General features: G+C 72.4%; 20 protein-coding genes and 1 tRNA gene. 9 read left to right on the top strand and 12 right to left on the bottom strand.

Going from position 1 to position 25,091, the window contains the following annotated elements; genetic code table 11:
* Window positions 1–20: 20 nt before the first annotated feature.
* From AB0H71_RS08200 to AB0H71_RS08185, 4 genes are all read left to right on the top strand, one after another.
* The gene (locus tag AB0H71_RS08200) at window positions 21–1,499 is read left to right on the top strand and encodes an MFS transporter (RefSeq protein WP_357016538.1); all 1,479 of its coding nucleotides are present in this window, start codon (window positions 21–23) and stop codon (window positions 1,497–1,499) included.
* 10 nt (window positions 1,500–1,509) lie between these two features.
* Complete coding sequence (locus tag AB0H71_RS08195) at window positions 1,510–2,454, top strand: DMT family transporter (protein ID WP_357016533.1); 945 nt, start codon at window positions 1,510–1,512, stop codon at window positions 2,452–2,454.
* 53 nt (window positions 2,455–2,507) lie between these two features.
* Window positions 2,508–3,500, top strand: coding sequence for a MauE/DoxX family redox-associated membrane protein (locus tag AB0H71_RS08190; RefSeq protein WP_357016531.1), 993 nt, complete (start codon window positions 2,508–2,510; stop codon window positions 3,498–3,500).
* Window positions 3,501–3,628: 128 nt separating this feature from the next.
* Window positions 3,629–3,979 (top strand): calmodulin, encoded by a 351-nt coding sequence (locus AB0H71_RS08185; RefSeq protein ID WP_357016528.1) that lies wholly within the window; start codon window positions 3,629–3,631, stop codon window positions 3,977–3,979.
* A gap of 51 nt (window positions 3,980–4,030) precedes the next feature.
* Here the strand turns inward: AB0H71_RS08185 and AB0H71_RS08180 are convergent, their stop codons facing one another.
* Both AB0H71_RS08180 and AB0H71_RS08175 read right to left on the bottom strand, forming a co-directional pair.
* Window positions 4,031–5,587: a Rieske 2Fe-2S domain-containing protein gene (locus tag AB0H71_RS08180; protein WP_357016525.1), complete on the bottom strand. Its 1,557-nt coding sequence runs from the start codon at window positions 5,585–5,587 to the stop codon at window positions 4,031–4,033.
* A 59-nt stretch (window positions 5,588–5,646) separates the two neighbouring features.
* On the bottom strand, window positions 5,647–6,576 hold the full coding sequence (locus AB0H71_RS08175; protein WP_357016522.1) for a hypothetical protein: 930 nt from the start codon (window positions 6,574–6,576) through the stop codon (window positions 5,647–5,649).
* Window positions 6,577–6,645: 69 nt separating this feature from the next.
* Between AB0H71_RS08175 and AB0H71_RS08170 the strand changes: the two genes are divergently transcribed.
* The 3 genes from AB0H71_RS08170 to AB0H71_RS08160 all read left to right on the top strand — a co-directional run bounded on the left by AB0H71_RS08170 (window position 6,646) and on the right by AB0H71_RS08160 (window position 9,215).
* Entirely contained in the window at window positions 6,646–7,434 is a 789-nt protein-coding gene (locus AB0H71_RS08170) for a lysophospholipid acyltransferase family protein (protein WP_357016520.1), read from the top strand.
* Between the two features lie 26 nt (window positions 7,435–7,460).
* Window positions 7,461–7,533 (top strand) — tRNA-Gly (locus tag AB0H71_RS08165).
* Window positions 7,534–8,006: 473 nt separating this feature from the next.
* Window positions 8,007–9,215, top strand: a complete 1,209-nt coding sequence (locus tag AB0H71_RS08160; protein WP_357016517.1) for a hypothetical protein — start codon at window positions 8,007–8,009, stop codon at window positions 9,213–9,215.
* Here AB0H71_RS08160 and AB0H71_RS08155 read toward each other — a convergent pair.
* The 9 genes from AB0H71_RS08155 to AB0H71_RS08115 all read right to left on the bottom strand — a co-directional run bounded on the left by AB0H71_RS08155 (window position 9,212) and on the right by AB0H71_RS08115 (window position 20,755).
* Complete coding sequence (locus tag AB0H71_RS08155; protein ID WP_357016514.1) at window positions 9,212–11,446, bottom strand: heavy metal translocating P-type ATPase; 2,235 nt, start codon at window positions 11,444–11,446, stop codon at window positions 9,212–9,214. The genes AB0H71_RS08160 and AB0H71_RS08155 overlap by 4 nt on opposite strands.
* A gap of 43 nt (window positions 11,447–11,489) precedes the next feature.
* Window positions 11,490–12,077 carry a sterol desaturase family protein gene (locus AB0H71_RS08150; protein ID WP_357018414.1) on the bottom strand — a complete coding sequence of 196 codons (588 nt, stop codon included), beginning with the start codon at window positions 12,075–12,077 and terminating at the stop codon, window positions 11,490–11,492.
* 101 nt (window positions 12,078–12,178) lie between these two features.
* Entirely contained in the window at window positions 12,179–12,946 is a 768-nt protein-coding gene (locus tag AB0H71_RS08145; protein WP_357016512.1) for a GntR family transcriptional regulator, read from the bottom strand.
* Between the two features lie 48 nt (window positions 12,947–12,994).
* Entirely contained in the window at window positions 12,995–13,588 is a 594-nt protein-coding gene (locus AB0H71_RS08140) for a hypothetical protein (protein ID WP_357018411.1), read from the bottom strand.
* 41 nt (window positions 13,589–13,629) lie between these two features.
* On the bottom strand, window positions 13,630–15,309 hold the full coding sequence (locus AB0H71_RS08135) for an ABC transporter family substrate-binding protein (protein ID WP_357016509.1): 1,680 nt from the start codon (window positions 15,307–15,309) through the stop codon (window positions 13,630–13,632).
* A gap of 29 nt (window positions 15,310–15,338) precedes the next feature.
* Window positions 15,339–17,006 carry an ABC transporter family substrate-binding protein gene (locus tag AB0H71_RS08130; RefSeq protein ID WP_357016506.1) on the bottom strand — a complete coding sequence of 556 codons (1,668 nt, stop codon included), beginning with the start codon at window positions 17,004–17,006 and terminating at the stop codon, window positions 15,339–15,341.
* Between the two features lie 10 nt (window positions 17,007–17,016).
* The gene (locus AB0H71_RS08125; RefSeq protein WP_357016503.1) at window positions 17,017–18,858 is read right to left on the bottom strand and encodes an ABC transporter ATP-binding protein; all 1,842 of its coding nucleotides are present in this window, start codon (window positions 18,856–18,858) and stop codon (window positions 17,017–17,019) included.
* Window positions 18,855–19,781, bottom strand: coding sequence for an ABC transporter permease (locus tag AB0H71_RS08120; protein ID WP_357016500.1), 927 nt, complete (start codon window positions 19,779–19,781; stop codon window positions 18,855–18,857). The genes AB0H71_RS08125 and AB0H71_RS08120 overlap by 4 nt, the downstream gene beginning before the upstream one ends.
* Complete coding sequence (locus tag AB0H71_RS08115) at window positions 19,778–20,755, bottom strand: ABC transporter permease (RefSeq protein WP_357016497.1); 978 nt, start codon at window positions 20,753–20,755, stop codon at window positions 19,778–19,780. Before AB0H71_RS08115 ends, AB0H71_RS08120 begins: the two co-directional genes overlap by 4 nt.
* Window positions 20,756–20,883: 128 nt before the next feature.
* On the opposite strand from AB0H71_RS08115, the gene AB0H71_RS08110 reads away from it, so the two are divergent.
* Window positions 20,884–21,705: an HAD family hydrolase gene (locus AB0H71_RS08110; RefSeq protein ID WP_357018409.1), complete on the top strand. Its 822-nt coding sequence runs from the start codon at window positions 20,884–20,886 to the stop codon at window positions 21,703–21,705.
* Between the two features lie 37 nt (window positions 21,706–21,742).
* Here the strand turns inward: AB0H71_RS08110 and AB0H71_RS08105 are convergent, their stop codons facing one another.
* A complete protein-coding gene (locus AB0H71_RS08105) occupies window positions 21,743–23,587 on the bottom strand; it encodes an N-acetylmuramoyl-L-alanine amidase (protein WP_357016494.1) in 1,845 nt (614 codons plus the stop codon).
* 251 nt (window positions 23,588–23,838) lie between these two features.
* Here AB0H71_RS08105 and AB0H71_RS08100 point away from each other — a divergent pair, with 251 nt between their 5' ends.
* Window positions 23,839–25,068 (top strand): SpoIID/LytB domain-containing protein, encoded by a 1,230-nt coding sequence (locus tag AB0H71_RS08100; RefSeq protein ID WP_357016491.1) that lies wholly within the window; start codon window positions 23,839–23,841, stop codon window positions 25,066–25,068.
* Window positions 25,069–25,091 lie beyond the last annotated feature (23 nt).

Below are 25,091 nucleotides of genomic sequence, written 5' to 3'. Positions count from 1 at the left end.
CGGGGCTCGCGCTCCGCGCGGTGCTCTACACCGGCACCCGCGATTTCGTGCCGTATTACGCGCTGTACGCGCTGCTCTTCGCCGACCACGGGCTGAGCACCGCGCAGATCTCCTCGCTGCTCGCGCTCTGGTCGGGGACGGCGTTCCTGCTCGAGGTGCCCTCCGGGGCCTGGGCCGATGCCTACTCGCGGCGCGCGCTGCTCGTGCTGAGTGGTTTGCTGCTGGTGGCCGGGTTCGGGGTCTGGACGGTGTGGCCGGGGTATCCCGGGTTCGCGCTCGGGTTCGTGCTGTGGGGTGCGGCGGGGGCGCTCTCCTCGGGGACCTTCGAGGCGCTGCTCTACGACGAGCTCACCGCGTTCGGGGCGGCCTCGCGGTATCCGGTCGTGCTCGGGCGGACCAGGGCGGCGGGGGAGTTCGCCGTCGTCATCGCGATCCTCGCGGCGGCGCCGCTGTACGCGTGGGGTGGGTACGCGCTGGTCGGCTGGGTGAGTACCGGGCTCGCCGCGGTGCACACGCTCGCGGCCTGCGCGTTGCCCGCCGCACCGCGGGTGGTCGGGGTCGGGGACGTGCCCGAGGACGGGGAAGAGATCGCGGCCGCCGCGCGCGGGGTGCCCGCCGAGGGGGACGTACTCACCGAGTCCGTCGTGCCCGCGGAGTCTGGAGTGCCTGCGGAGTCTGGAGTGCCCGCCGAGCGAGACGTGCCGGGCGGGCCTTTGGTGCCTACCGAACTAACCGAGCCGGCCGAGTCGGTAGTGCCTGCCGGACCATCTGAGCCGGGCGAGCCGGTAGCGCCCGCCACTCACACCTCCGGCGGCGATGGGAAGCGGCTCGGCGCGCGGGCCGCCGCGGCGGTCCCGGCCGCCGGTGCGGAGCCGGGGCCGACGGGAGTCGGCGAGCGCTGGATCGCCATGCTGCGCAGCGGGATCGGCGAGGCGCTCACGCATCGGAAGGTGCGGCGCGGCGTGCTGCTCGGGGCGGCGCTGTACGGGATCACCTCGTACGACGAGTACTTCGGGCTGCTCGCCGAGGCGGGCGGCGCGGCCACCGCGGTGATCCCGCTGCTGGTCGGGGTGACGGTGGTCGGCTCGCTGCTCGGCTCGCTGGCGGCGGGGCGCACCGAGAACCGCTCCGGCCGGCTGCTCGGCGCGCTCGTCGGCGCGGGCGCGCTGCTGCTCGCCCTCGGCGCGGTACTGACCGGCGGTGCGGGCGGCGCGGTGGCGATGATCGCCGGGTTCCTCGCCATCGCCGTCGGGTACGGCATCGGGGTGAATGCCGAGGTGGTCGCCGACGCCCGGCTGCAGGAGGCGATCGACGGCCCGGCCCGCGCCACCGTCACCTCGGTCTCCGGCCTGCTCTCCGAGGTGGTGGCGCTCGCGGTATTCGGCTTCGTCGCGCTGGCGACGGCGGTGCTCTCGCTGGCCGCCACCATGGCGCTGCTCGGGCTCGCGGTGCTCGGCATCGCGGTGGTCACCCCGCGCTGGCTGCCGCCCCGGCGGTAGCGTGCCGTGGATGACCGGACGCACGCGCATCGGGGTGCTGCTCGGCTTCGGGATCGGCGCCGGGGTCGCCGTGCAGGCCAGGATCAACGGCGCGCTCGGCGCCCGGCTGCAGGACGGCATCGCCGCCGCCACGGTGAGCTTCCTGGTCGGGCTGGTGGCGCTGCTGCTCGCGGCGCTGTTCGACCGCCGGGTGCGCGCCGGGCTGCGCCGGGTGCGCGCCGCGGTCGCCGACCGGTCGCTGCGCCCCTGGCAGCTGCTCGGCGGCCTCTGCGGAGCCTTCTTCGTGGCCGGGCAGGGGCTCACCGTCGCCGCCATCGGCGTCACCGCCTTCACCACCGCGGCGGTGGCCGGGCAACTCATCAGCAGCCTGGTCGTCGACCGGCTCGGGATCGCGCCGAGCGGCCGCACCCCGGTGACCCCGCGGCGGCTCGCCGGCGCGGTACTCGGCATCGGCGCCGTCGCGCTCGCGGCCTTCGGGCAGCACGGCGCGCCCGCGGGCGCGGTATCGCTGCTGCCGGACGTCCCGCCGGTGCTGCTGGTGCTGCTCCCCGCGCTGGCCGGGATCGGGCTGGCCTGGCAGCAGGCGGTGAACGGACGCGTCGGCGCGGTGGGCGGCCCCGCCGCCGCCGCGCTGGTGAACTTCGTGGTCGGACTGGTTTTACTGGTCCCGGTCGCGGCGGCGGTCATGGCGATACGCGGCCTGCCCGCGGCCCCGCCGCCCGAACCCTGGCTCTACCTCGGCGGCCTCATCGGCGTGGTCTTCATCGCCGTCGCCGCCTTCACCGTCCGCTGGATCGGCGTCCTCCTGCTCGGCCTCACCTCGGTGGCGGGCCAGCTCACCGCCGCCGTCCTCCTCGACGTCCTCACCGGCCCCGGCCTCTCCGCCGCAGCCTTGATCGGCTGCCTGCTCACCCTCGCCGCCGTCCTCGCCGCCACCCGAACCCGGGAATCCTGAGCGGTTCTCCGCAACCTCCCGGCCAACGTCGCGCGGTGTGGTTGGGTTCCTCCATGCTGATCGAATACGGGGTGTGGGTGTCGCGGTTGCTGCTCGGCATGGTGTTCGGGCTCGCCGCGGCCGGGAAATTCCTGGACGCCGCGGCGACGCGGAAGGCGGTGGGAGAGTTCGGGGTACCGGTGCGCCCCGTCCCCGCCGTCGCGGCCGGATTGCCCTGGCTGGAGGCGGCGATCGCGGCCGGGGTGCTGATCCGGCCGCTCGCCGGGCTCGCGGCGGCCGTGGCGATGCTGGTCCTGCTGGTCTTCACCGGCGCGGTGCTGCGGCTGCTGCACGCCGGGAAGCGCCCGGCCTGCGCCTGCTTCGGCGCGAGCGAGCGCCCCATCGGCCGGATCACGCTGCTCCGCAATACGATCCTGCTCGCGCTCGCGGCAACGGTGCTGGCGGGCGCGATGCGCTACCCCGAGGTCCCCGCGATCCTGCCCGCGGACAACACCTTCGGGCTCACGCTCTTCGCGCTGCTCGCCGCGGTGCTGCTGTGGCTCGCCGGTGAGCTGCTCGCGGTGCGCCGCAGGCTGGATGAACAGGCGCTGACCACGCTCGGTGCCGAGGGTTTGCCCGCCGGTGCGGTGGCGCCGGAATTCGAGCTGCGCCCGGCCGCTCCCGGTGCGGCCGCGGTGACGCTGGCCGACCTGCTGGCCGGCGGCCGCGGCGTCCTGCTCGTCTTCGTGCACCCGGGCTGCGAGATGTGCGCGGCGCTGGCCAGGGAGCTGCCGCGCTGGCAGCGCAGGGTCGCGGACTCGCTCACCCTCGTCACGGTCGGCAACGGCGACCCGGCGGAACATGCCGCATGGGGCGCCAAGCAGCAGCTTGGTGAGATCCCGGTCCTGGTCCAGCAGGGAAACGAGGTGGCGCTGCGCTATCGCATCCGCGGAACACCGTCCGCGGTTCTGATCGACCGGGAAGGGCGGGTCGCCGCCCCGGTCGGGCGCGGTGCGATGGCCATCAGGGATCTGATCGTGCACCCGAAGGTGGGTGCCCCTCGGTAACCGAGGCGGGTTCCGGGGAGTGTGCCCGAAATTTGCTCGAAGACAATCGGATTCGCGGTGAACCCTGTCAAGTCCCATTACGATCGGCGGCGCAAGGCTCCATCGCCCGACAACAACCGAGGTGACATATGGCTGACTTCGCATTCACGGACTACTCCGGCAAGGAGTTCATCATCCGGCTGACCAACGATCAGCGGATCGAGGAGGCCAGGCGCATCCTCTCCGGGGAGGAGACGATGTCGGTCCACGTCATGGGCCGCATCCGGAAGCAGCGGGCGGACTACAACCCGAACTGGAGCTTCCACCTCGACCCCGACACCATCACCTTCTTCACCATGGCGATCGAGGTGTGCGACTCCTCCATCGAGTACACCGAGGACCACCTGGACGAGGCCTGCGGCGCCTTCCTGCCCGGCTGTTTCTGGTGCCCGTGGTCGTCCAAGCTGACCAGGGAGGTCACCGCGCGAGTCAGCGCCTGACCGCGGCGGTCCGCCGGCCCGCCCGCTGCGGGGCAGGCCGGCGGACCGGCGTCAGCGCGTCTCCAGCTTCTTCGACCGCAGCTCGTGGCCCTTGGAGGTCTTGCAGCGCCCGCTCTCCAGGTCCCACTGCCAGCCGTGCAGGTTGCAGGTCAGGGTGCTGCCCTCGATGACCCCGAAGCGGGAGAGGTCGGCCTTGAGGTGCGGGCAGCGGCGCTGTACCTCCCAGCCGTCCAGCTCGACCGAGGCGGTGTCGTCGTGCGCCTCGGAGAACCAGCCGTCGGCGTAGGCGATCCGCTCGTCGGTGAGGCACTTGAAGAAGGTGTAGAGGAACTCGTTGTAGCCCCCGATCCGCCAGGTCTGGAACCGGGTGGAGAGGAAGATGGTGTTGACCCAGTCCGGCTCGTCGTCGCGCAGCACGGTGCGCACCAGCTCGGGCGCGATGCGGAAGCCGTAGCGGTACTTGCCGTCGCCCTCGGCGGGTGCGCGGACCACCCGCTTCGGGAAGTCGAGCACCACCGTCTCGTCGCCCATGACCAGCCCGACCGGGTAGCCGATGCCGTCGCAGATGAGGTCGCTCTGGGCCATGATCGGCTCGAACTTGGCGCGCAGCGGCTCCAGCAGGGGGCCGTCGCCGTGCGCCCAGGTCGCCTTCTGCGCGGCGATGACCGGCGCCAGCCGCTGCGCCATCTCCTCGATGTAGGCGGCCTTGTCGCCGTAGATCGTCTGCGGATCGACCGGGTGGGTGAGCTCGAGTTCCTTGCCGTGCACCTCGGCGACCGAGCCGGGGATCATCAGGATCCCGCCCTCGTTGCCGTTGATCCGCATCTGCTCGAGGAAGGTCTCCTGGTCCGGGAAGATATTGCTGTTCTCCGGGGAGAAGCGGTCCTCGGTGTCGTTGAGGTAGCGCAGCTCGGGGTCGAGGAAGACCGGCGGCCCCGCCGACGGCACCACCCAGGTGGCGCCGACCTGCTCGATGTAGGAGCGGGCCCGGTCCATGCCGCGCTGACGCTTCTGCCTGGCGAAGTTGGCCTTGGTGCGGGACGGGATGTCGTAGACCATCGGGTACCAGATGGCGCCGGAGTACTGCAGCAGGTGGATGTCGATGTGGCCGAAGGCGGCGTCCAGGACGTCCATGTCGACCGGGCGGGCGTCGTTCATGTTGAAGCAGGTGGTCTCGCCGTCGGAGACGACGATGCCGGAGTCGCCGATCGGGCCGTCGGCGGGCGCGCGCAGCGCGATGATCATGATCTCCAGCTCGCCGCCGGGGCCGGTGACGGTGTGCTTGACCGAGTCCTCGGTCTCGAAGAAGGTGTGGAAGCCCAGCTTCTCCAGCTCGCGGCGCAGGTCGGGCACGGGGTAGTCCGGCAGCAGCACCGTCGCGTTCTTGTTGACGTGCTCGAGCAGGTTCTTCGCGTCGAAGTGGTCGCGGTGCAGGTGCGAGACGTAGAGGAAGTCGACGTCGCCGAGCGCGTCCCAGTCCAGCCCGGTGTTGTCCGGGAACGGCACCCACGAGGCGAAGTAGGCCGGGTTCACCCAGGGATCGCAGAGAATCGTCCCGGCCGTGGTGCGGATATGGAAACCGGCGTGTCCGACGCTGGTGATCTGCACGGAATACTCCTCCTGACCGTTGCCAGATGCCCAGGGTAATCCGTCGGAACGGCGCCTGCTCAGGGGGTGACGTCGCCGATGCAGTAGCCCTGCGCGGCGGCCTCGCCGGTCGCGCTCGCGGACCCGTCGGTGAGGGTGAAGGTGCGGGTCTGGGCGGCCCCGGTGGCCGAGGTGACCGGCGCCCGCACGGTGATGTAGCCGGCGCCGAGCCAGGCCGAGGTGAGCTCGGTGTCGTCGAAGGCGGTGATGCCGGTGAGCGCGCCCGGCTTGCCCGCCAGCGGCGCGGGCAGCGGGGTGCCGGTGCCGCGCGGGTCCCAGGTGGCCGGGGTGGCGGCGCAGACCAGCGGGTGCTCGCCCTCGGTGTCGGCGGGGTCGAGCGGCTGCCCGACGAAGCGGGCGAGGTAGCGGCGCACCACGTGCCTGGCGTCGGCGTCGTCGTACTCCGGGGTGGTGCCGGTGGCGAAGACCCGGGGGCAGGCGTAGCCGGACGCGATATCGCGCAGCTCGGCGCGGACCGTCACCGCGGGGCCCTGCCAGCTGACCGCGGTCGCGGTGGCGGTGCCGGGCCGGGCCAGCGCGGCGAGCACCGGCGCGGCGTCGGCGTACATCTCCGCGACGTGCGCGGGCGCCAGCGTCCAGCAGGAGCTCTGCAGCTCCTCGATCGGCTGCGTGGTCAGCCCGGCGGCCCAGCGGCGCAGCGCGGGCGCGGCCTCGGGGACGCCGGGCACCTCGCCGACCGGCGGGGCGTCCGCGGGCACCGGTGACGCCTGCGGGGCGGGCGGCGGAGCCGGGGCCGCGCTGCTCGGCGCCGTGGCGGTGGACGTCGTGACCTGCGCCGCAGGGTGTTCCGGCTCGTCGCCGGGAATGCCGGAGACGGAGTCGCAGCCCGCGATCATCGCCACCGCGAGCCCGCCGAGCACCAGCCTTCGCGCCTGCCGCCGCTGCCGTTGCGGGGGAGCAGTGCGCGGGGCTCGCGGATCGCGGTGCACGTCGACGTACCTCTTCTCTCGTGATGCCTGGTGCCGGATCGGGTATGCGGCGACTACGCTAGCGGAACTGTGGAACCCGTCTACCGCACGATCATCGGCCTTGCCCGGACCGTCTTCTTCGTGCAGGGCCTGAAATTCACCGTCACCGGCGCCGAGCACATCCCCGCCGCCGGGGGCGGCGTCGTCGCCATCAACCACACCGGCTACCTGGACTTCACCTACGCCGGCCTCCCCGCGCGCACGCCGAAGCGGTACATCCGCTTCATGGCCAAAAAGGAGGTCTTCGACAACAAGATCTCCGGCCCGATCATGCGCGCGCTCAAGCACATCCCGGTGGATCGCGGCGCGGGCGCCGACTCGTACAAGGCCGCGGTGGCGTACCTGAGCCGGGGCGAGCTGGTCGGGGTGTACCCCGAGGCCACCATCAGCCGCAGCTTCGAGATCAAGGACTTCAAGTCCGGCGCGGCCAGAATGGCGATCGAGGCCCAGGTGCCGATCATCCCGGTCGCGATCTGGGGTGCGCAGCGGGTCTGGACCAAGGGCCACCCCAAGCGCCTCGGCCGCACCAACACCCCGATCCACATCGTGGTCGGGGCGCCGATCCAGCCGTACGAGCCCGCCACCGAGCTGACCGCCGAGCTGCGCGCGACCATGCAGCGGCTGCTGCTGGAGGCACAGCGCGACTACCGGCACGAGGAGGGCGCGTACTGGGTGCCGTCCCGGCTCGGCGGCTCCGCGCCAACCCTGGACGAGGCGAACGAGCTGGACGCCGCCGAGGTGGCTGAGCGGGCCGCGAAGCGCGCCGCCGCGACCGAGCCCGAGCAGCGCGATTTCCGGAATCCCGGGGCGGACGGATAGAGTTTTTCCAGCGCCTCGGGGCGCGTGCGGATGTAGCGCAGCTGGTAGCGCATCACCTTGCCAAGGTGAGGGTCGCGGGTTCGAATCCCGTCATCCGCTCTTCGAATGATTCGGCCGGGGGTCTCCGGCTACCCCTCCCGCATGTGCGATCAGCCTGGATTGGCCGAATCGGCCACTTCGCCCGGGGGCTGGTGCAGCCGTGCGGCCAGGCGGTTGCTGGGGTCCGGAAACCGGCCCGGCGACGGCCGATGCGGCCGGAGCGGCGGGGCGGGCGGGGGTAGGCCGGACGCAGACTCAGCCCCCCGGCGCGAAATCCGGGTGTGCCGTGCGGTAACAGCCTGTCACCTGGCACGATCTCCCCTGTGGTCGCGTCGTACAGCTGCACACGACGACGCGATCCGGCGCCGCGCGCGGCGACGTTGCACAGAATTCACCGAGGAATTTCTGGATACCGACCAATCGGTAGCCGCAGTCGTGTCGAATCGCCGAGGAGTGTGTGTCGTGCAAGAGCTCGAGGTGTGAACCCAATGGCCACAGCTGGTGTGTCCGCAGAACGGACAGTGGTGAGCGGGGTGCTGCTCTCGCGATCGTCGACCGACGGCGCGAGCCCCACCGTGCTGCGCACGGCGGAGCGTGACGTCGCCGACGGCGCGACCGTCGAGACCATCGTCACCGTCCTGGACGAGGTGGGCACCGCGCCCGGCTCGGAGGTGACGATCGATGACATCGCCGTCGCCTACCGTTCCCCGGCGCAGCGCCGGGAGATCCTGACCGCGCTGGCCGACGGCCCGTGGCACACGGCGTCGCTGGTCTCGACCAGGTCGGCGCTGGCCGCCTTCGTGGCGCACCTGCCCGAGGTGGCAGGCCACGACACCGTGCTGGTGCTGGAGGCCGCCGACTTCCACACCACCTGCGCGGTGGTCGGCCCGGCCCGCGACCAGGCGCCGGTCGGTGATTCCTGGCAGACCGTCGTCGCCGATGCCGAGGGCATCGAGCGCACGCTGGCCCGGGTCCGCTCGGTGCTGACCGCGGTGGACGCCACCCCGGACGCGGTGGTGCTCTGCGGCTCGGCCGCCGCCGACGCCGCGCTGGAGGAGGCGCTGCGCACGGCGTTCGAGGTGCCGGTCGTGCACCCGGCCGACCCGGGCAAGGCCGTGGCGCAGGGCGCGGCGCTCGCCGCGGCGGCCGGCAGGGCCGTCCCGGTCGCCGCCGCCCCCCGCCGCCGCGGCGTCCGGCCGCTGCTCGTCGCGGCCGCCGCCGTGCTGGTGCTCGGCGCCACCGGCTTCGCGGCCGCGCAGGTGCTGGAGAGCGACCGCGGTGACCAGCAGCCCTCGCCCGCCGCCGTCGCGACCTCGGCGCCCGTGCCGTCCTCGGCTCCCGCCGAGCCGCCGGCGCCCGCCGAGACCCCGCCGCCGGTCGAGCCGCCTCCGCCGCCGCCCGCCGAGGTGCCGCCGCCCCCGCCCGCGGAGATCACCGCCGAGGTCGCCGAGCCGGCTCCGGCACCGCCGCCCGCGCCGCGGCCGGTGCCGCAGCGCCCCGCGCCCCCGCGCACCACGCAGGCCCCGCCGCCGCCCGCGCCGGAGCCGGAGCCCGCGCCGGAGCCCGCCCCCGAACCGGCGCCCGCCCCCGCTCCCGCCTCGCCGATCGCGCCGCTGCCGAGCGGGCTCTTCCCCGGCGAGTCCATGCCGCCCGCCGCGGATGCCGACCCGGAGGTGCAGCGCCGGTGGTGGGAGAACCACCTGCACATGAAGGAGCAGTGGCTCAACAGTGGCGGCGGTTAGCGGAAGGCGCGCAGCCGCAGGCTGTTGCTGACCACGAACACCGAGCTCAGCGCCATGGCCGCACCGGCGAGCATGGGGTTGAGCAGCCCGGCGACGGCCAGCGGGATGGCGGCCACGTTGTAGGCGAAGGCCCAGAACAGGTTGCCGTGGATGGTCCGCAGGGTGCGCCGTGCCAGCCGGATGGCGTCCGCGGCCACCCGCAGGTCGCCGCGGACCAGGGTGAGGTCGCTCGCCTCGATGGCGACGTCGGTGCCGGTGCCCATGGCGATCCCGAGGTCGGCGGTGGCCAGTGCGGCGGCGTCGTTCACGCCGTCGCCGACCATGGCGACCACCCGGCCCCGCTCCTGCAGTTCGCGCATGGTGCCCGCCTTCTCCTCCGGCAGCACGTCGGCGATCACCTCGTCGATCCCGACCTGCGCCGCGACGGCCCGCGCGGCGGCGGCATTGTCGCCGGTGAGCATGATCGGGGTGAGCCCGAGCGCGCGCAACCGGGTGACCGCCTCGGCCGAGGTCGGCTTGACCGCGTCGGCGACGACGAGCACCCCGCGGGCCGCTCCCGCCCACCCCGCCAGCACCGCGGTGCGGCCGGCGCGCTGGGCCCGCTCGACCGCCGCGCGCAGCTCGGCGCCGAGTTCGAGCCCCTGCTCGGCGAGCAGCCGTTCCCGCCCGACCAGCACCTCGGCGCCGTCCACGGTGCCGCGCACCCCGAGCCCCTCGCGATTGGCGAAGCCGGTGACCGCGGCGAGCGCGCCGGTGCGCTCCTCGGCGGCGGTGGCGATCGCGCGGGCGATGGGGTGCTCGGAGCCGTGCTCCAGCGCGCCGGCCAGCGCGAGCACGCGATCGGCGTCCTCGCCGTCGGCCGGGACCACCTCGAGCAGCGTCATGGCGCCGGTGGTGACGGTGCCGGTCTTGTCCAGCACGACGGTGTCCACCCGGCGGGTCTGCTCCAGCACCTCCGGCCCCTTGATCAGGATGCCGAGCTGGGCGCCGCGCCCGGTGCCGACCAGCAGCGCCGTCGGCGTCGCCAGCCCGAGCGCGCACGGGCAGGCGATGATGAGCACCGCCACCGCGGCGGTGAAGGCGGCGGCCACCGCACCTCCGGTGCCGAGCCAGAAGCCGAGCGTGGCGACGGCCAGCGCGATCACCACCGGGACGAAGACGCCGGAGATCCGGTCCGCCAGCCGCTGCGCCCTTGCCTTGCCCGCCTGCGCCTCCTCGACCAGCTTCGCCATCCTGGCCAGCTGGGTGTCGGCGCCCACCCGGGTGGCCCGGACAACCAGCCGCCCGCCGACATCGACGGTGCCGCCGGTCACCGCAGCGCCCGGACCGACCTCGATCGGCACCGATTCGCCGGTGAGCAGGGCGGCGTCCACCGCCGATGAGCCGTCGACCACGATGCCGTCGGCCGCGATCTTCTCGCCCGGCCGCACCACGAATTCATCGCCGACCAGCAGTTCGCGCACCGGAATCCGCCGCTCGACCCCGTCCCGGCGCACCGCGACGTCCTTGGCGCCGAGCTCCAGCAGCGCCCGCAGCGCGGCCCCCGCCTGCCGCTTGGAGCGCGCCTCGAAGTACCGCCCGGCCAGGATGAAGGTGGTGACGCCGGCCGCGGCCTCCAGGTAGATCGCGCCGGTGCCGTCCATCCTGGCGATGGTGAACTCGAACGGGTGCGTCATCCCCGGCATGCCCGCGGTGCCGAGGAACAGCGCGTACAGCGACCAGCCGAAGGCGGCGAGCACCCCCATCGAGACCAGGGTGTCCATGGTGGCGGTGGCGTGCCGCAGGTTGGTCAGCGCCGCGCGATGGAAGGGCAGCGCGCCCCACACCACCACCGGCGCGGCCAGCGTGAGCGAGAGCCACTGCCAATTGGTGAACTGCAGCGCCGGGATCATGGCCATGGCGATCACCGGGACGGTGAGCAGCGCCGAGATCACCAGCCGGTTCCTGGCCTCGGCCGCCGGGTCGGACTCCGGCGCGGCGGCCGCCTCGGCCGCGGGCGGTGCGGGCAGCGCGGCGGTGTACCCGGCCTGCTCGACCACGTCGATCAGCTGATCGGTGTGCACCGCACCGGTGACCTCGACGCTGGCCTTCTCGGTGGCGTAGTTGACCGTCGCGCGCACGCCGTCCAGCCGGTTCAGCTTCTTCTCGATCCGGTTGGCGCAGGACGCGCAGGTCATGCCGCCGATCACCAGCTCGACCTGCCCGGCGGGCTGCTGCGTGGCCGTGCTCATCGGGCGCTCCTTCGTCGGTGGGTTCGCCCTCTACCATACCCCCCTAGGGTAATTTGTCGAGACCGGGCAGCCGCCGCGCGGTCGGCGAGGCGGCCACGGTCTCCGGGTCCGGGTAGGTGCCGAAGAGCCGGTCGGCGGTGCCGGAGCTGGTCACCGTGAACCAGTAGTGCTCGTTGCGATAGTGGTGGTGCCGGTGGTTGCGCCAGACGGCGCGGTAGGGCGCGTGCCTGGGCTTGTAGTCGGTGTGGATCAGGTAGTGCGTCCACTCGTAGGCGATACCGAGCACGGTGATGCTCAGCAGGAAGGTGAGTCCCAGCTCCACCCGGGGGAAGGCGAGCAGCGCGATCGCGGTCAGCACCGCGATGGTGACCAGCAGGGAGCGGGGCGGGATGAAGATCAGCGGGATAGCGCGCGGGTCGGCGTGGTGTTCGCGGTGCTTGCGGGCCAGCTCGGAGTCGATCGGCACCGGCCCGACCCGGCGCGGGCGCCAGTGCAGCACGGTCACGTGAATGACCCACTCGACGACCGGGAACGCCGCCAGCGCGAGCAGCGGGACCAGGGCGTCGGTGGGCTGCCAGTCGCCGAGCGCGAGCCGGGCGGCGAGCGCCGCCGCCAGGGTCGCGCCGATCATCCAGGGCGAGGGGTGGCGCAGGAACTCCGCGAACGCGGCGCGCAGGGTGAGATTGCGGCGCACGGGCTTGCGGGTCCGGGCGGCGGCCGGATTCTCGGTGCTCACGGCTCCTCCTCGGGGGTGAGGATCTCGATCAGGGCGGTGGTGGCGGGCTCCAGCAGGGCGCGGGCGCGCGCGGCGGCCTCGTCCGGGCGGCCCGCCGCGACGGCGGCGGCCAGCGCCCGGTACGCCTCGGCATTGCCCACCTCGGCGGCCATGACCGGGGCCAGCGCCGCCAGCGCGGGTTCGTAGGCGGCGCGCAGCATGGTGAACATGAGCCGGAAGACGATGGAGTCGGCGGCGTCGACCAGGTGGTCCCAGAAGGTGAGGGCCGCCCGCTGCGCGGCGATGAGATCGCCGGCCGCGGCGACGTCCTCCGCGGCGGCGACGATCCCGTCCGCGATGGCGCTGCGAGGTGCCGCGCCGGAATCGGCCGTGCCGGTCGCGGACTGCCGCCCGCCGAGGCGGGCCGCGGCCAGCTCGGCGATCTTCGGGCCGTTGTGCAGCCGGACCTCCAGGATGCTGCGCGCCACCGCGGGCTCCAGCACGCCCTCGCGGATCAGCAGCCGGGGCAGGATCTCCAGCCCGGAGCCGTGCCGGTAGTCCAGCACGGTGGTCGCGTCGCCCTGCCGCACCGCGACCAGCCCGGCCCCGGCCAGCCGCTGCAGCGCCTCCCGCACGGCGGGCCGGGAGACGCCGAGCGCCTCGGCCAGCTGCCGCTCACTGGGCAGCGTCGAGCCGGGCGGTAACTCGCCGCTCAGGACATCGGCCGCGATCTGTTCGAAGACGTCGGCCGAGACCGAACGCTTGACCACCGGTTGCAAGGGCATGCCGGAAGTCTGCGCCGGAATTGGTCAGAGGTCAAGTGGTCAGACCAGTCAGCTCGGGTCGGACCCCCGGATCGCCGCGAGCCACAGCGCCGCCACCGCCGCCACCGAGCACGCCGCCGTGAAGACCGCGAGCCCGCCACCGGCGATATAGACCCAGAACAGCGCGGCGAACGGCGCCGCCACCGCCGACTGCGCATCCAGCACCAGCCGCCGCCCAACCCGCCCGCGCGCCGCGGCATCGGGATCCGGCCGGGACGGATTGTCGACCAGCTGCCCCGGCGGCTCGGCCTGCCGCACCGGCCCCGACGGGAAGAGCCGTCCGCTCCGCACCCGCGGCGCCGCCCCGGCCGGAACGTCCTGCTCCACCAGCGTGAGCAGCGCCGGATCGAAGTGCACCGGCACCCAGACCGGCCTGCCTCCCGCCGCCGGCGCGATCTCGATCCAGGACCGGCTGACCAGCCGATGCTGCTGCCGCACCCGCCGCACCCGCCCGGCGGGCACCCCGCCCCCGATCCACCCCAGCGCGAACGCCAGCTGGACCCCGCTGTACCCGAGCACCCCGAGCGCCACCGCCGCTACCCCGCCGAGCTGATCCGGATCGGCGAACGGCGCCCACGCGGCACAGACCGCGAGGGCGCCGATCGTCACGGACACCGGGTAGGCCGCCACTCGACGGCCCGCGCTCACTTCACGAAACCGATGATGGTGTAGTCCAGCGAGGCCAGCCCGGCCGCGCCGAAGTTGGCGAGGTCGGCGCGGACGGCGACATTGCCCGGCGACTGCAGCAGCGGCAGCGAGTGCCCCTCCTCGAAGACCGCGCGGTCGATCTGGTTCGCCATCTCCACGGCCTTCGCCGGGTCGAGCTCGGAGATGGTCGCCTCGATCAGCGCGTTCAGCTCGGGCGAGCCGATCCGGCCGTAGTTGCCCTGCAGGTTGTCCGGGTTGTAGCCGTAGATCTGGTCCAGGCTGCCCAGCGGGAACGGGTCGCCGACCCAGGTCCACTGCGCGACATCGAAGTTGCCGGGCTGGATCACGTCGGTGAAGTAGCCGCGGCCCGGCTTGGTCTCGATGTTCAGCTTGACCCCGACCGCGCTCAGGTTCTGCTGGATGATCTGCGCGATCTGCACCCAGGTGTCCGCGTCGTACATGATGTCGCGGATCTCCAGCCTGCGGCCGTCCTTGACCCGGACGTCGCCCTCCAGCTTCCAGCCGAGCGCGTCCAGCTCGGCGGCGGCCGCGGCCGGGTCGAAGGGCAGGCTGTTGTCCTGGTACCCCTGCTGACCCTGCAGGTAGATGTGGTTGTTCAGCGGCTTGGGCTCCTGCACCAGCCCGTTGTGGATGGCGGTGGCGATGCCCTGCCGGTCGATCGCCTTGAAGATCGCCACCCGCAGCGCCGGGTCGGCCAGGATCGAGCCGGGCGCGCCGTTGAAGGTCAGGTGGCTCCAGCCGTTGCCCGGTGCGCGGCGGATCGCGATGCCGGGGGTGGACTGCGCGGTGCGCAGGTCGTCGCGGGAGCCGATGCCGACGGCGTCGATCTCGTTGTTCTGCAGCGCCGGAATCTGCGCGGCGCTGTCCAGCACGCTGTAGGTGATGGTGTCGAGCTTGGGCTTGGTGCCCCACCAGCGCGGGTTGTGGCCGAGCACGATCCGGTTCTGCGCCCGGTCCACCGACTGCACCAGGAACGGCCCCGCGGTCTGGCCGATGCCGTCCACCAGGCTCTTGTTGAACGCCTCCGGATTCCCCATCACCGCCTTGGGGAAGAGGAACGAGTTGCCGGCGAACTGGCCACGCCAATCGGCGAAGTGCCGGTCGAAGGTGAGGATCGCCTGCTTGTCGTCGACGCCGCGCTCGACCTTCGCCACCCGGTCGAAGCCGCTGGTGTTGGCGATCAGGTAGGCCGGATCGCGACCGCTCAGGGCATTGGCCTGGGCAGCGATGTCCTCCCAGGTGATCGGGGTGCCGTCGGACCACACCGCGGCCGGGTTGATCGTGTAGGTGACCTGCTGCGGCTCGGTACCCGTGAGCTCGACGCTGGTGAAGTAGTCGGTATTCACCGAGAGCGCACCCGCCGCGTCGGTGCGGAACGAGCGCGGCATCACGGGCCGCAGCAAGCTGCCGAGCTCGGCGTCGTTGCCGTCGTTGGAGAGCGCGTTCCAGTTGGCGGGCAGCGCGGAGAGCGAGAGCCGCAGGTTGCCGCCCTCCTTGATATCGGCGGGGTCGCGCGGGTTGATGTCGCTGGTGCTGCCGATCGCGGCCACCGCGCCGTCCGGCGCGCCGGAGTCGTCCGCGGCACAGCCGGTCGCGATCAGGCTCAGCGCGATCAGGGGTATCGCGAGACGGGCCACCGTGGTTCTGGCACGCATGGCACTCCTTCCGGTCCGGTGCGGCGAGGTCACTTCAGGAACCCGATCGTGGTGTAGTCGTAGGAGGCGAGCCCCGGCGCGCCGTAGTTCGCCAGCTCGGCCCGCACGGCGACGTTACCCGTGGACTGCACCAGCGGAACCGAGAAGCCGATCTCGAAGAGTCTCCGGTCGACCTCGTTGGCGAGTTCGATCGCCTTCGCCGGGTCCAGCTCGGCCAGCGTGCGGTCGATCAGGGCATTGATCTCCGGGGTGCCGATCCGGCCGTAGTTGCCCTGCACGTCGTCCGGGCTGTAGGCGTACACCTGCGGCAGGCTGCTCAGCGGGAAGGCGTCGCCGACCCAGGACCAGTGCGCCACATCGAAATCGCCCGGCTTGATCACGTTCGTGAAGTAGCCCGTGCCGGGTTTGGTCTCGATGCTCATCTTCGCCCCGACCACGGCCAGGTTCTGCTGGATGATCTGCGCGACCTGCACCCAGGACTGGGCGTTGAACATGACGTCGCGGAACTCCAGCCTGCGCCCGTCCTTGACCCGGACGTCGCCCTCCAGCTTCCAGCCGAGCGCGTCCAGCTCGGCGGCGGCCGCGGCCGGATCGAAGGGCAGGCTGTTGTCCGCGTACCCCACCTGGCCCTCCACGTAGACGTGGTTGCCGAGCGGCCGCGGGTTCTGCACCAGCCCGTTCTGCGTGGCGTTCGCGATGCCGGCCCGGTCGATGGCCTTCGAGATCGCCACCCGCAGCGCAGGGTCGGCGAAGATCGAGCCGGGGGCGCCGTTGAAGGTCAGGTGCGTCCAGCTGTTGCCAGGCGCGCGCCGGATCGCCACCCCCGGCGTCGCGCGCGCGGTGCGCATGTCGTCGATGGAGCCGATGCCGACCGCGTCGATCTCGTTGTTCTGCAGCGCGGGCAGGAAGGCTTCGTCGGCGAGCACCGAGAAGGTGATGGTGTCCAGCTTGGGCCGGTTCCCCCACCAGCGCGGGTTGTGCGCAAGCACGATCCGGCCCTGGGCCCGGTCCACCGACTGCACCAGGAACGGCCCCGCGGTGAGCGTGCCGCCGTTCACCAGGCTCTCGTTGAACGCCTCCGGCGTCGCCGTCACCGACTCCGGCATGAGGAAGGTGTTGCCGGCGAACTGGCCGCGCCAGTCCGCGTAGTGCTCGTCGAAGGTGAGGATCGCCTGCTTGTCGTCGACGCCGCGCTCGACCTTCGCCACCCGGTCGAAGCCGTTGGTCATCTTGATCAGGTAGCGCGGGTCGCGGCCGCTCAGCGCGCCGGCCTGGGCGGCGAGGTCGCGCCAGCTGATCGGGGTGCCGTCGGACCAGACCGCGTCGGGGGCGATCGTGTAGGTCACCCGCTGCGGCTGCTCGCCGGTGAGCTCGACGCTGGTGAAGTAGTCGGTGTTCACGCTGAGCGCGCCCGCCGCGTCGGTGACGAAGGCGCGCGGCAGCGTCGGTCGCACGATGCTGCTCACGGTGCCGTCGGCATCGGTGTGCAGCGGGTTCCAGTTCTGCGGCAGCGCCGTGATCGCGAGCCGCAGGTTGCCGCCGTCGCGCAGCTCGGCCGGATCGCGCGGGTTGATGTCGCTGGTGCTGCCGAGCGTCGCATCGCCCTCGGCGGCCGGGTCGTCGGGGCTCGCGCACCCGCCGAGCACCAGCCCCGCCGCCAGCAGCGGAATGACCCAGCGTGAGACGCGCCTGCCCACCGTCGTTCTCCTATCCGCTGACGACCGGAATCGGCACCGCGTCGATCAGCGTGCGGGTGTACTCGTGTTGCGGGTCGGCGAAGATCTGCTCCGCCGGCCCGGATTCGACGATCTTGCCGCGGTACATGACCGCGATGTCGTGCGCCAGATTGCGGACGACCGAGAGATCGTGCGAGACGAAGAGGTAGGAGAGCTTGTGCTCGGCCTGCAGCGCGCGCAGCAGGTTCAGCACCCCGGCCTGGATCGAGACGTCCAGCGAGGAGACCGGCTCGTCCAGCACGAGGATCTTGGGCGCGAGCGCGAGCGCCCTGGCGATGCTGATCCGCTGCTTCTGACCGCCGGAGAAATCGGCCGGGTAGCGCTCCGCGTGCTCCGGCCGCAGCCCGACCTGGGCGAGCAGCTCCGGCACCCGGCGGGCGATCTCGGCGCGCGGCCGCCGGTCGATGCGCAGCGGCTCGGCGATGGCGTCGAAGACCGGGAGCCGCGGGTCCAGCGAGGCGGTCGGGTCCTGGAAGACGATCTGCATGGCCCGGCGCAGCTCCCGCCTGCGCTCGCCGGTGAGCGCCGCGACATCGGTGCCGAGGATCTCGATCCGGCCCTGCTGCGGCCGGGCCAGGTCCAGGATCTGGCTCAGCGTGGTCGACTTGCCCGACCCGGACTCGCCGACCAGCGCCAGCGTGCGGCCCTCGCGCACCTCGAGGTCGATGCCGTCGACCGCGCGGACCTCGCCCTTCTTCCGCTTGAAGACCAGCCCCGAGGTCAGCGGGAAGGTCTTGACCAGCCCGGAGACCCGCAGCACCACCTCCGGTTTCGCGACGGCGACCGGCTCCGGCGGTGCCGCGATCTCGGCCCGGTAGGCGCCGAAGAGCTCGGTGGAGCCGATCTCGCCGGTGCGGATGCAGGCCGCGCGGTGCGCGGGCGCCACCTCGGCCAGCGGCGGCTCCGCGGCCAGGCAGTCGTCGACCGCGACCGGGCACCGCGGGGCGAACGAGCACCCCGGCGGCAGCGCGTGCATGGCGGGGGGTGCGCCGACGATGGGGATGAGCGGCCTGCGCGCGGGGCCGTCCATCCGCGGGATTGAGCCGAGCAGCCCCACCGTGTACGGCATCCGGGGCACGCCGAAGAGCGCGCCCGCGCTCGCCGTCTCCACGATCCGGCCCGCGTACATGACCGCGACCCGGTCGGCCAGGGTGGCGGCGATGCCCATGTCGTGGGTGATCATCACCACGCCCGCACCGGTGATGTCGCGCGCTTTGCGCAGCAGCCCGAGGATCTGCTGCTGCACCGTGACGTCGAGCGCGGTGGTCGGCTCGTCGCAGATGATCAGCGCCGGGTCGTTGGCGATGGCCATGGCGATCACCACGCGCTGCCGCATGCCGCCGGAGAACTCGTGCGGGAACGCCTTGGCGCGCAGCTCCGGCTCCGGGATGCCGACCAGGTCGAGCAGCTCCACCGCGCGCTTCGCCGCCGCTGCCTTGCCCATCTTCCCGTGCGCGAGCAGCGCCTCCGCGATCTGCTCGCCCACCCGGTACACCGGGGTGAGCGCGGAGAGCGGGTCCTGGAAGACCATGCTCACGGTGCTGCCGCGCAGCTTGGAGAGCTCGCGGTCGCCGAGGCCGAGCAGCTCCCGGCCGCGCAGCCGGATCGATCCGCGCACCCGCGCCTGGTCCGGCAGCAGCCCCATGACGGCCAGCGAGGAGACCGACTTGCCGGAGCCGGATTCGCCGACGATGGCGAGGACCTCGCCGTCGGAGACGGTGTAATCCACCCCGCGCACCGCGTCGATGCGCCCCTCTTCGCCGGGGAACGAGACTTGCAGATCCCGCACCTCGAGCAGCGGCTGCTCACTCATTTCTTCTTCTCCGACTTCTTGCTTCGAGCTCGCGCGGCCGAGGGATCGAAGGCGTCGCGCAGGCCGTCGCCGACCAGGTTGGCGCAGAGCACGACGAGGATCAGCAGCCCACCGGCGAAGAGGAAGAGCCACGGGTAGGTGAGCGCGGAGCGGGTGCCCTCGGCGATCAGCGAGCCGAGCGAGACATCCGGCTTCTGCACGCCGAAGCCGAGGAAGCTCAGCCCGGTCTCGGCCATGATCGCCGCGCCGACGCTGAGCGTGGTGTCGATGATCAGGATCGAGGCGATGTTCGGCACGATGTGGCTGACGATCACGGTCCGGGTCGAGGCGCCCATGTACCGTGCCGCCCTGACGAATTCACGGTCCCGCAGGCTCAGCGTGAGCCCGCGCACGATGCGCGCGCTGATCATCCAGCTGAAGACCGCGAGCAACACGATGAGCAGCGCGATCGAGCTGCTGCCCTTGGTCCGCGGCGCGAAGATCGCGATGATGATGAAGCTCGGCACCACCAGCAGCAGGTCGACGAACCACATGATGGCCCGGTCGGTCCAGCCGCCGAGCAGCCCGGCCATGGCCCCCGCGATGGCGGCGATGGCGGTGCTGAAGACCGCGACGAAGAAGCCGATGGTCAGCGATTTCTGCAACCCGCGCAGGGTCTGCGCGAGCACGTCCTGGCCGATCTGGTTGGTGCCGAAGGGGTGGCTCGGGCTCGGCGGCTGCAGCAGCGCGGTGTAATCGAGCTGCTGGTAGTCCCACTTCAGCAGCGGCGGCAGCGCGAAACTCGCGAGCACCATGAGGATCAGCACCACCGCGCCGACCACCGCGGGCTTGTTCCGCAGGAAGCGGCGCAGCACCAGCTTCTTGCGCCCGGCCGCCGCCGTGGGCTCCGGCGCGCCCTGGACGATGAGCTCGGCTTCGGTCATCCCACACGCACCCGTGGATCGAGGACGGCGTACACGACGTCCGAGAGCAGCCCGGAGATCAGCACCACCAGCCCGGCGAAGGCGGTCACCGTCACCACCACGTACAGATCCTGGGCATTGATGGAGTCGATCAGCCACTCGCCCATGCCGTGCCAGCCGAAGATCTTCTCGGTGAAGGCGGCGCCGGTGATGAGCCCGCCGAAGCTGTAGGCGAAGAGCGTCGCCATCGGGATCAGCGCGGTGCGCAGCCCGTGCTTGTAGAGCGCGTGGCTCCGGGTGAGCCCCTTGGCCCGCGCGGTCCGGATGAAATCGCTCTGCAGCACGTCGAGCATGGCATTGCGCTGGTAGCGGCTGTATCCGGCCATGCCGCCGAGCGCGAGCGCGAGTGTCGGCAGCACCAGGTGCTGCACCCGGTCGAGCAGCTGCGGGCCGAACCCGACGATGGTGTTGGCCGAGGTCTCGCCGGTATAGAGGAAGATCTGCGTGCCGGTGGCGGTATTGATCTGCAGCGCACCGTACTTGAGTAGCGTCGCGAGCAGGAAGATCGGCGTGCTGAGGATGAGCAGCGAGACGATGGTGGTGAAGTAGTCGCTGAACTTGTACTGCCGGATCGCCCCCGCCGCGCCGATCAGCACGCCGAGCACGGTGCCGATGATCGAGCCGGTGATCAGCAGCCGCAGGCTCACCAGCACCCGGCGGCCCAGCTCCTCGCTCACCGGCTGGCCGGTCAGGGTGGTGCCGAAATCGCCGTGCGCAACGCCGGCCACCCAAATCAGGTAGCGCTCCGGAATCGGGTCGTTCAGATGGAGTTCCTCGGCCTTGGCATCGATCACCGACTGCGGCGGCCGCGGGTTGCGCTGCTCCAGGCTGTCCAGCGGGCGGAAGGTCAGCGAGGCGAGGCTGAAGGTGAGGAACGACGCGAGGATCAGCAGCACCACGTAGTTCAGCGCGCGTCGGAGCAGAAAGCCCGTCATCGGTCCCCTGGGTCACTCGTCGGCCGGATGTTGATCCCCGCATCATAGGGACGGCGGTACCGGTCCTGCATGCCGTGTATCGGCGACCGCGGCTCCGCGCGATCCGGCAGGATGGGTGGGTGACCGGTCTGCACCTTTCCAAGCCCGAGCTGGTGGCCTCCGATGTGGACGGCACGCTCATCGACCACGACGAGCGGGTGACGCCGCGCACCAAGGCCGCCGTCGGCGCGCTCGTCGCCGACGGCGTGCCGTTCGTGCTCGCCACCGGCCGCCCGCCGCGCTGGGTGCACCCGGTGATCGACGGCCTCGGCTTCGCGCCGCTCTGCGTCTGCGGCAACGGCGCCGTGGTCTACGACAGCGCGGCCGACCGGGTGCTGCTCAGCCGCACCCTCGACGTCGAGACGCTGGCCTGGCTCGCCGATGTCGCGGAGCGCGCGCTGCCCGGCTGCGGCCTCGCGACCGAGCGGGTCGGCGAGAGCGCGCACGACGCGGTGACCCCGCAGTTCGTCAGCACCCCCTCGTACCAGCACGCCTGGCTGAACCCGGACGACACCGCGGTGGCGCGCACCGAGGTGATCGATACCCCGGCCATCAAGATGCTGATCCGGCTGGTCGGCGCGCGCAGCGGGGCGATGCGGGCGGCGCTGGCGGCCGAGGTCGGCGCCGCCGTCGACATCACCTACTCCACCGACAACGGGCTGATCGAGCTCTCCGCGCCCGGGGTGACCAAGGCCTCCGGGCTGGCCGCGGTGGCCGAGCGGCTCGGCGTGGCGCCGGCGGCGGCGATCGCCTTCGGCGACATGCCCAACGACGTCCCGATGCTGACCATGGTCGGGCACGGCGTCGCCATGGGCAATGCGCACCCGGAGGCGATCGCCGCCGCCGACGAGGTCACCGAGACCAATGCCGAGGACGGCGTCGCCCAGGTGCTGGAGCGCTGGTGGAGCTGACCCCGGCCGGGTCCCTCGACCGGCCGGGGCCGGGTTCTCAGCCCGCCGGGGCGGCGGCCGGGTTCTTGCGCATCTCTTCCTGGTAGGTGTCGTTGTAGGTCTTCCAGATCGTGGTCACGATGCCGGTGATCTGGTTCAGGATGAGCGACCCCTGCTGGAAGTCGGCGCGCAGCCCGTCCGGCACCGGATAGGCATTGGCCAGCGGCAGCCCGAGCACCCCGGCGTCCGCCCCGAGCTGCAGGAACCGATCCAGGATCGGGCCGAGCACCTCGACCACCTGCCCGGTCGGCGCGGTGTAGACGTAGCCGTTGGTGAACCTGGCGAACTGCTGCCCCTGCGCCGCGGGCAGCGGCTCGGAGACGGCGTCGCCGAGCGGGCTCGCGGCGCCGCCCTTCTCCGCGTAGTACCTGGCGATGATGTTGTCGTTCACCCGTTGCAGCAGCCGCCCGGTCAGGTTGGCGAGCGCGGCGAGATCGGCGCTGCCACCACCCGGCGGGGTGCTCAGTCCGGGGCCGCCCGCGGCGATATCGCGGATCGTGTCCATCAGCGCGTAGCCGGCGTCGCCGGGGCAGGTGGTGTTGCCGACGTCGCGGTGCGCGAAGACGATCGGCAGCACCACCTCCTCGCCCTCGGCGTACGGGGTGAACTCGGTGCCCTCGGAGTACATGAGCGTCTCGCCCCTCGGGTCGAGCCCGGCGATCCTGGTGCGCCAGCCCACGTACTGCCCGACGGCGTTGATCGCCACGCTGGTCGGCGCCTCGGTCTCGTGGTTGCCCATCAGCGCGACCCCGGCGGTGTTCTCGTTGAACCCGCCCGCGTGCGCGCCCTGCACCGGCCGGTCCAGCCCGCCGTACCTGCCCTCGAAGATCTGCCCGTACTTGTCGACCAGGGCGTTGTAGCCGATGTCGCACCACCCGAGGGTCTCCGCGTGGTAGGCGTAGATCGCCCGCACGATCCCCGCCGACTCCGCCTTGGTGTAGTCGTTGCGGCCCGCCGTGTGGTGCACCGTGACGCCGCCGAGCGAGTCGTCGTAGGTCGGCTCCGAGCAGCGGATGGATTCGTCCGCGCCCCACTGCGCCCGGCTGATCACCCGCGGCCCGCCGTCCGGCAGCGCACCCGCGACCTCGCTCAGCCCGCCGTCGATATCGGCGCGGCCCGGGTCGATGAGCACGGCGGTGAGGTCGGGAAGGGCGTGCGCGGGGTCGGCCTGCTCGGCGATCGGGGCGATCGACGGGCCAGGCGCAGCCGCCTTCGTCACCAGCACCTGCACCGCATTGGTGCTGCCGACGTAGACCGGCTCGGTGCCCTCGGTGCGCGGCGGGCCGCTGTGGTCGGAGGCTCCGGTGTCCACCGGCTCGGCGTCGAACCACGGCCCCCAGCCGCCGTCCGGCGCCGCGGCGCGGACCAGGGCGCTGGTGCCGGCCAGGTCGGCGGCGGTCAGCGCGACCAGGCTGAACGGCTGCTCCCGGGAGATCTGCTTGACGTCGGCGCCGACCAGGCCGGCGTACTCGGCGGGCAGCGCGCCCGGGGTGAGCGCCGGGGTCGACGGCGAGGTGCCCGGCTCCAGGCGGCCGGGCTCGGCGATGAAGCGGGTGCCGCCGAGCTTCGGGAGCGGGACCTGCGCGGGCAGCGCGACCCCCGGCGGCGCCGGGATACCCGGCGGCACCGGGACCGACTCCGGCAGCGGCAGCATCCGCAGATCGGAGAGGCGCAGGTCGGGCAGGTCGAGCCCGGTCAGCTCGTCCAGCGGGAGCACCACGTCGGGGGCCGCGCTGAGCGCCGCCTCGACCAATTGGGCTGGGATCGCGGCGAGTTCGCTCTCGTTCGCTGCGTCGTAGCGGGCGGAATCGCTCTGGGTGAACGTCGCGAGGGGAGCTGCCACCGCCAAGATCGCCACAACCGGGAGAACATAGGAGCGTTTCGGTTTGCGAGAGGGCACGAGCGTCTCCAATCAGGTGGAACGGTGGATCAAGCTGCGCAATCCAGGGGGTTGCGTGTCAGGCGGTTCTGCTATCACACTAGTCACTATTGTCACATATCTAAACCTCTGGTCGAGGTTGAGGTGATTGCTCGAATGTAGCTTCCGATCTGCTCGCGCGGGCGCTACGACATGCCGTTCGAAGGGAGTTCGTCGTGCAGCGAATCCATCGGCGCCGGGGGCGGCGCGGCCGCCGCACCCCGGACCCCGCCCTATTCCCGAGACGGCTGCTGATCGCCTGCGGCGCGCTCGCCGCGGTTGCGCTCGCGGTGACCATCGCCTGGCCGGGCGCGCCCTACCGGGCGACCACCGGCGACGGCCACGGCCGCGGCCTGAGCCAGCACGGCGCCTTCGAGAGCGCGCAGGACGGCTGGAACGCGGAACGCATTCTGGCGCACTACTACCCGGGCGCCGAACTCGCCCGGATCGCTCCGACGCTGCTCCGGGTCCGGCTGCAGACGCAGGACGATTCCACACTCGACACCTACGCCGACGCGGGCGCCATCGTGGCCGGTCGCGCGCTGGAACCGGGGCAGGTCGCGCACCTCACGCCGCTGCCCGACGGCGGCGCGAACGTTCTGGTGACGCTGGGCTGCGACGGCGAGGTGGTGTGGCAGGGCGCCACCGACGACCCGTGGGTCTACCCGATCGACCTGGGCCCGGACCGGCCGCCGGCCGAGCACCTGAAGCTGTGCGGCGGCACCGGGTATCGCGGCGCGCTCGGCGTCGCGCTGGAGGACGGCGCGGCGCGCACCGTCAACGAGGTGGATGTCGAGGACTACCTGCTCGGCGTCGTCCCCACCGAGATGCAGGCGAACTGGGCGGACAAGGGCGCGGGCGAGGCGCTGCGCGCGCAGGCCGTCGCGGCCCGCTCGTACGCGCTCGCCGAGCAGCGCTACGACTACGCGCAGACCTGCGACAGCACCGACTGCCAGGTCTACCCCGGCACCGAGCGGGAGGATCCGCGCACCGCCGCCGCGGTCGCCGCCACCGCGGGCACCGTGCTGCTGCGCGACGGCCACCTGCTGCGCTCCGAGTACTCCGCCGCCCCCGACGGCGGCGAGCCCGCCGATATCGACACCTTCGAGATCGGCCCGCTCCCCGCCGACCTGCCCCCCAACCCGTACCTGAGCCCCGGCCCGCTGCCACAGGACCCGCGGGTGAACACCGCCACCGACGGCCCGACCGCCATCCAGGTCGAGTACCAGCGGATCGGCGGCGAACGGAGCGCCGTCGGCGCCCCCGTCGGCCCCGAACTCGACCTCCCGCTCGGCGCGGGCACCTACCAGCTCTTCGCCAACGGGGTGATCATCGCGACCGAGACGCTCGGCGCCCAGGTGGTCGACTTCGACACCCTGCTCTCCATGATCCCGGAGAACCCCTGACCGAAACCGGCTCGACTCCCGGA

Source organism: Nocardia sp. NPDC050697 (assembly GCF_040654395.1).
GTDB lineage: Bacteria > Actinomycetota > Actinomycetes > Mycobacteriales > Mycobacteriaceae > Nocardia.
This window is presented reverse-complemented; position numbering and strand designations above follow the sequence as displayed.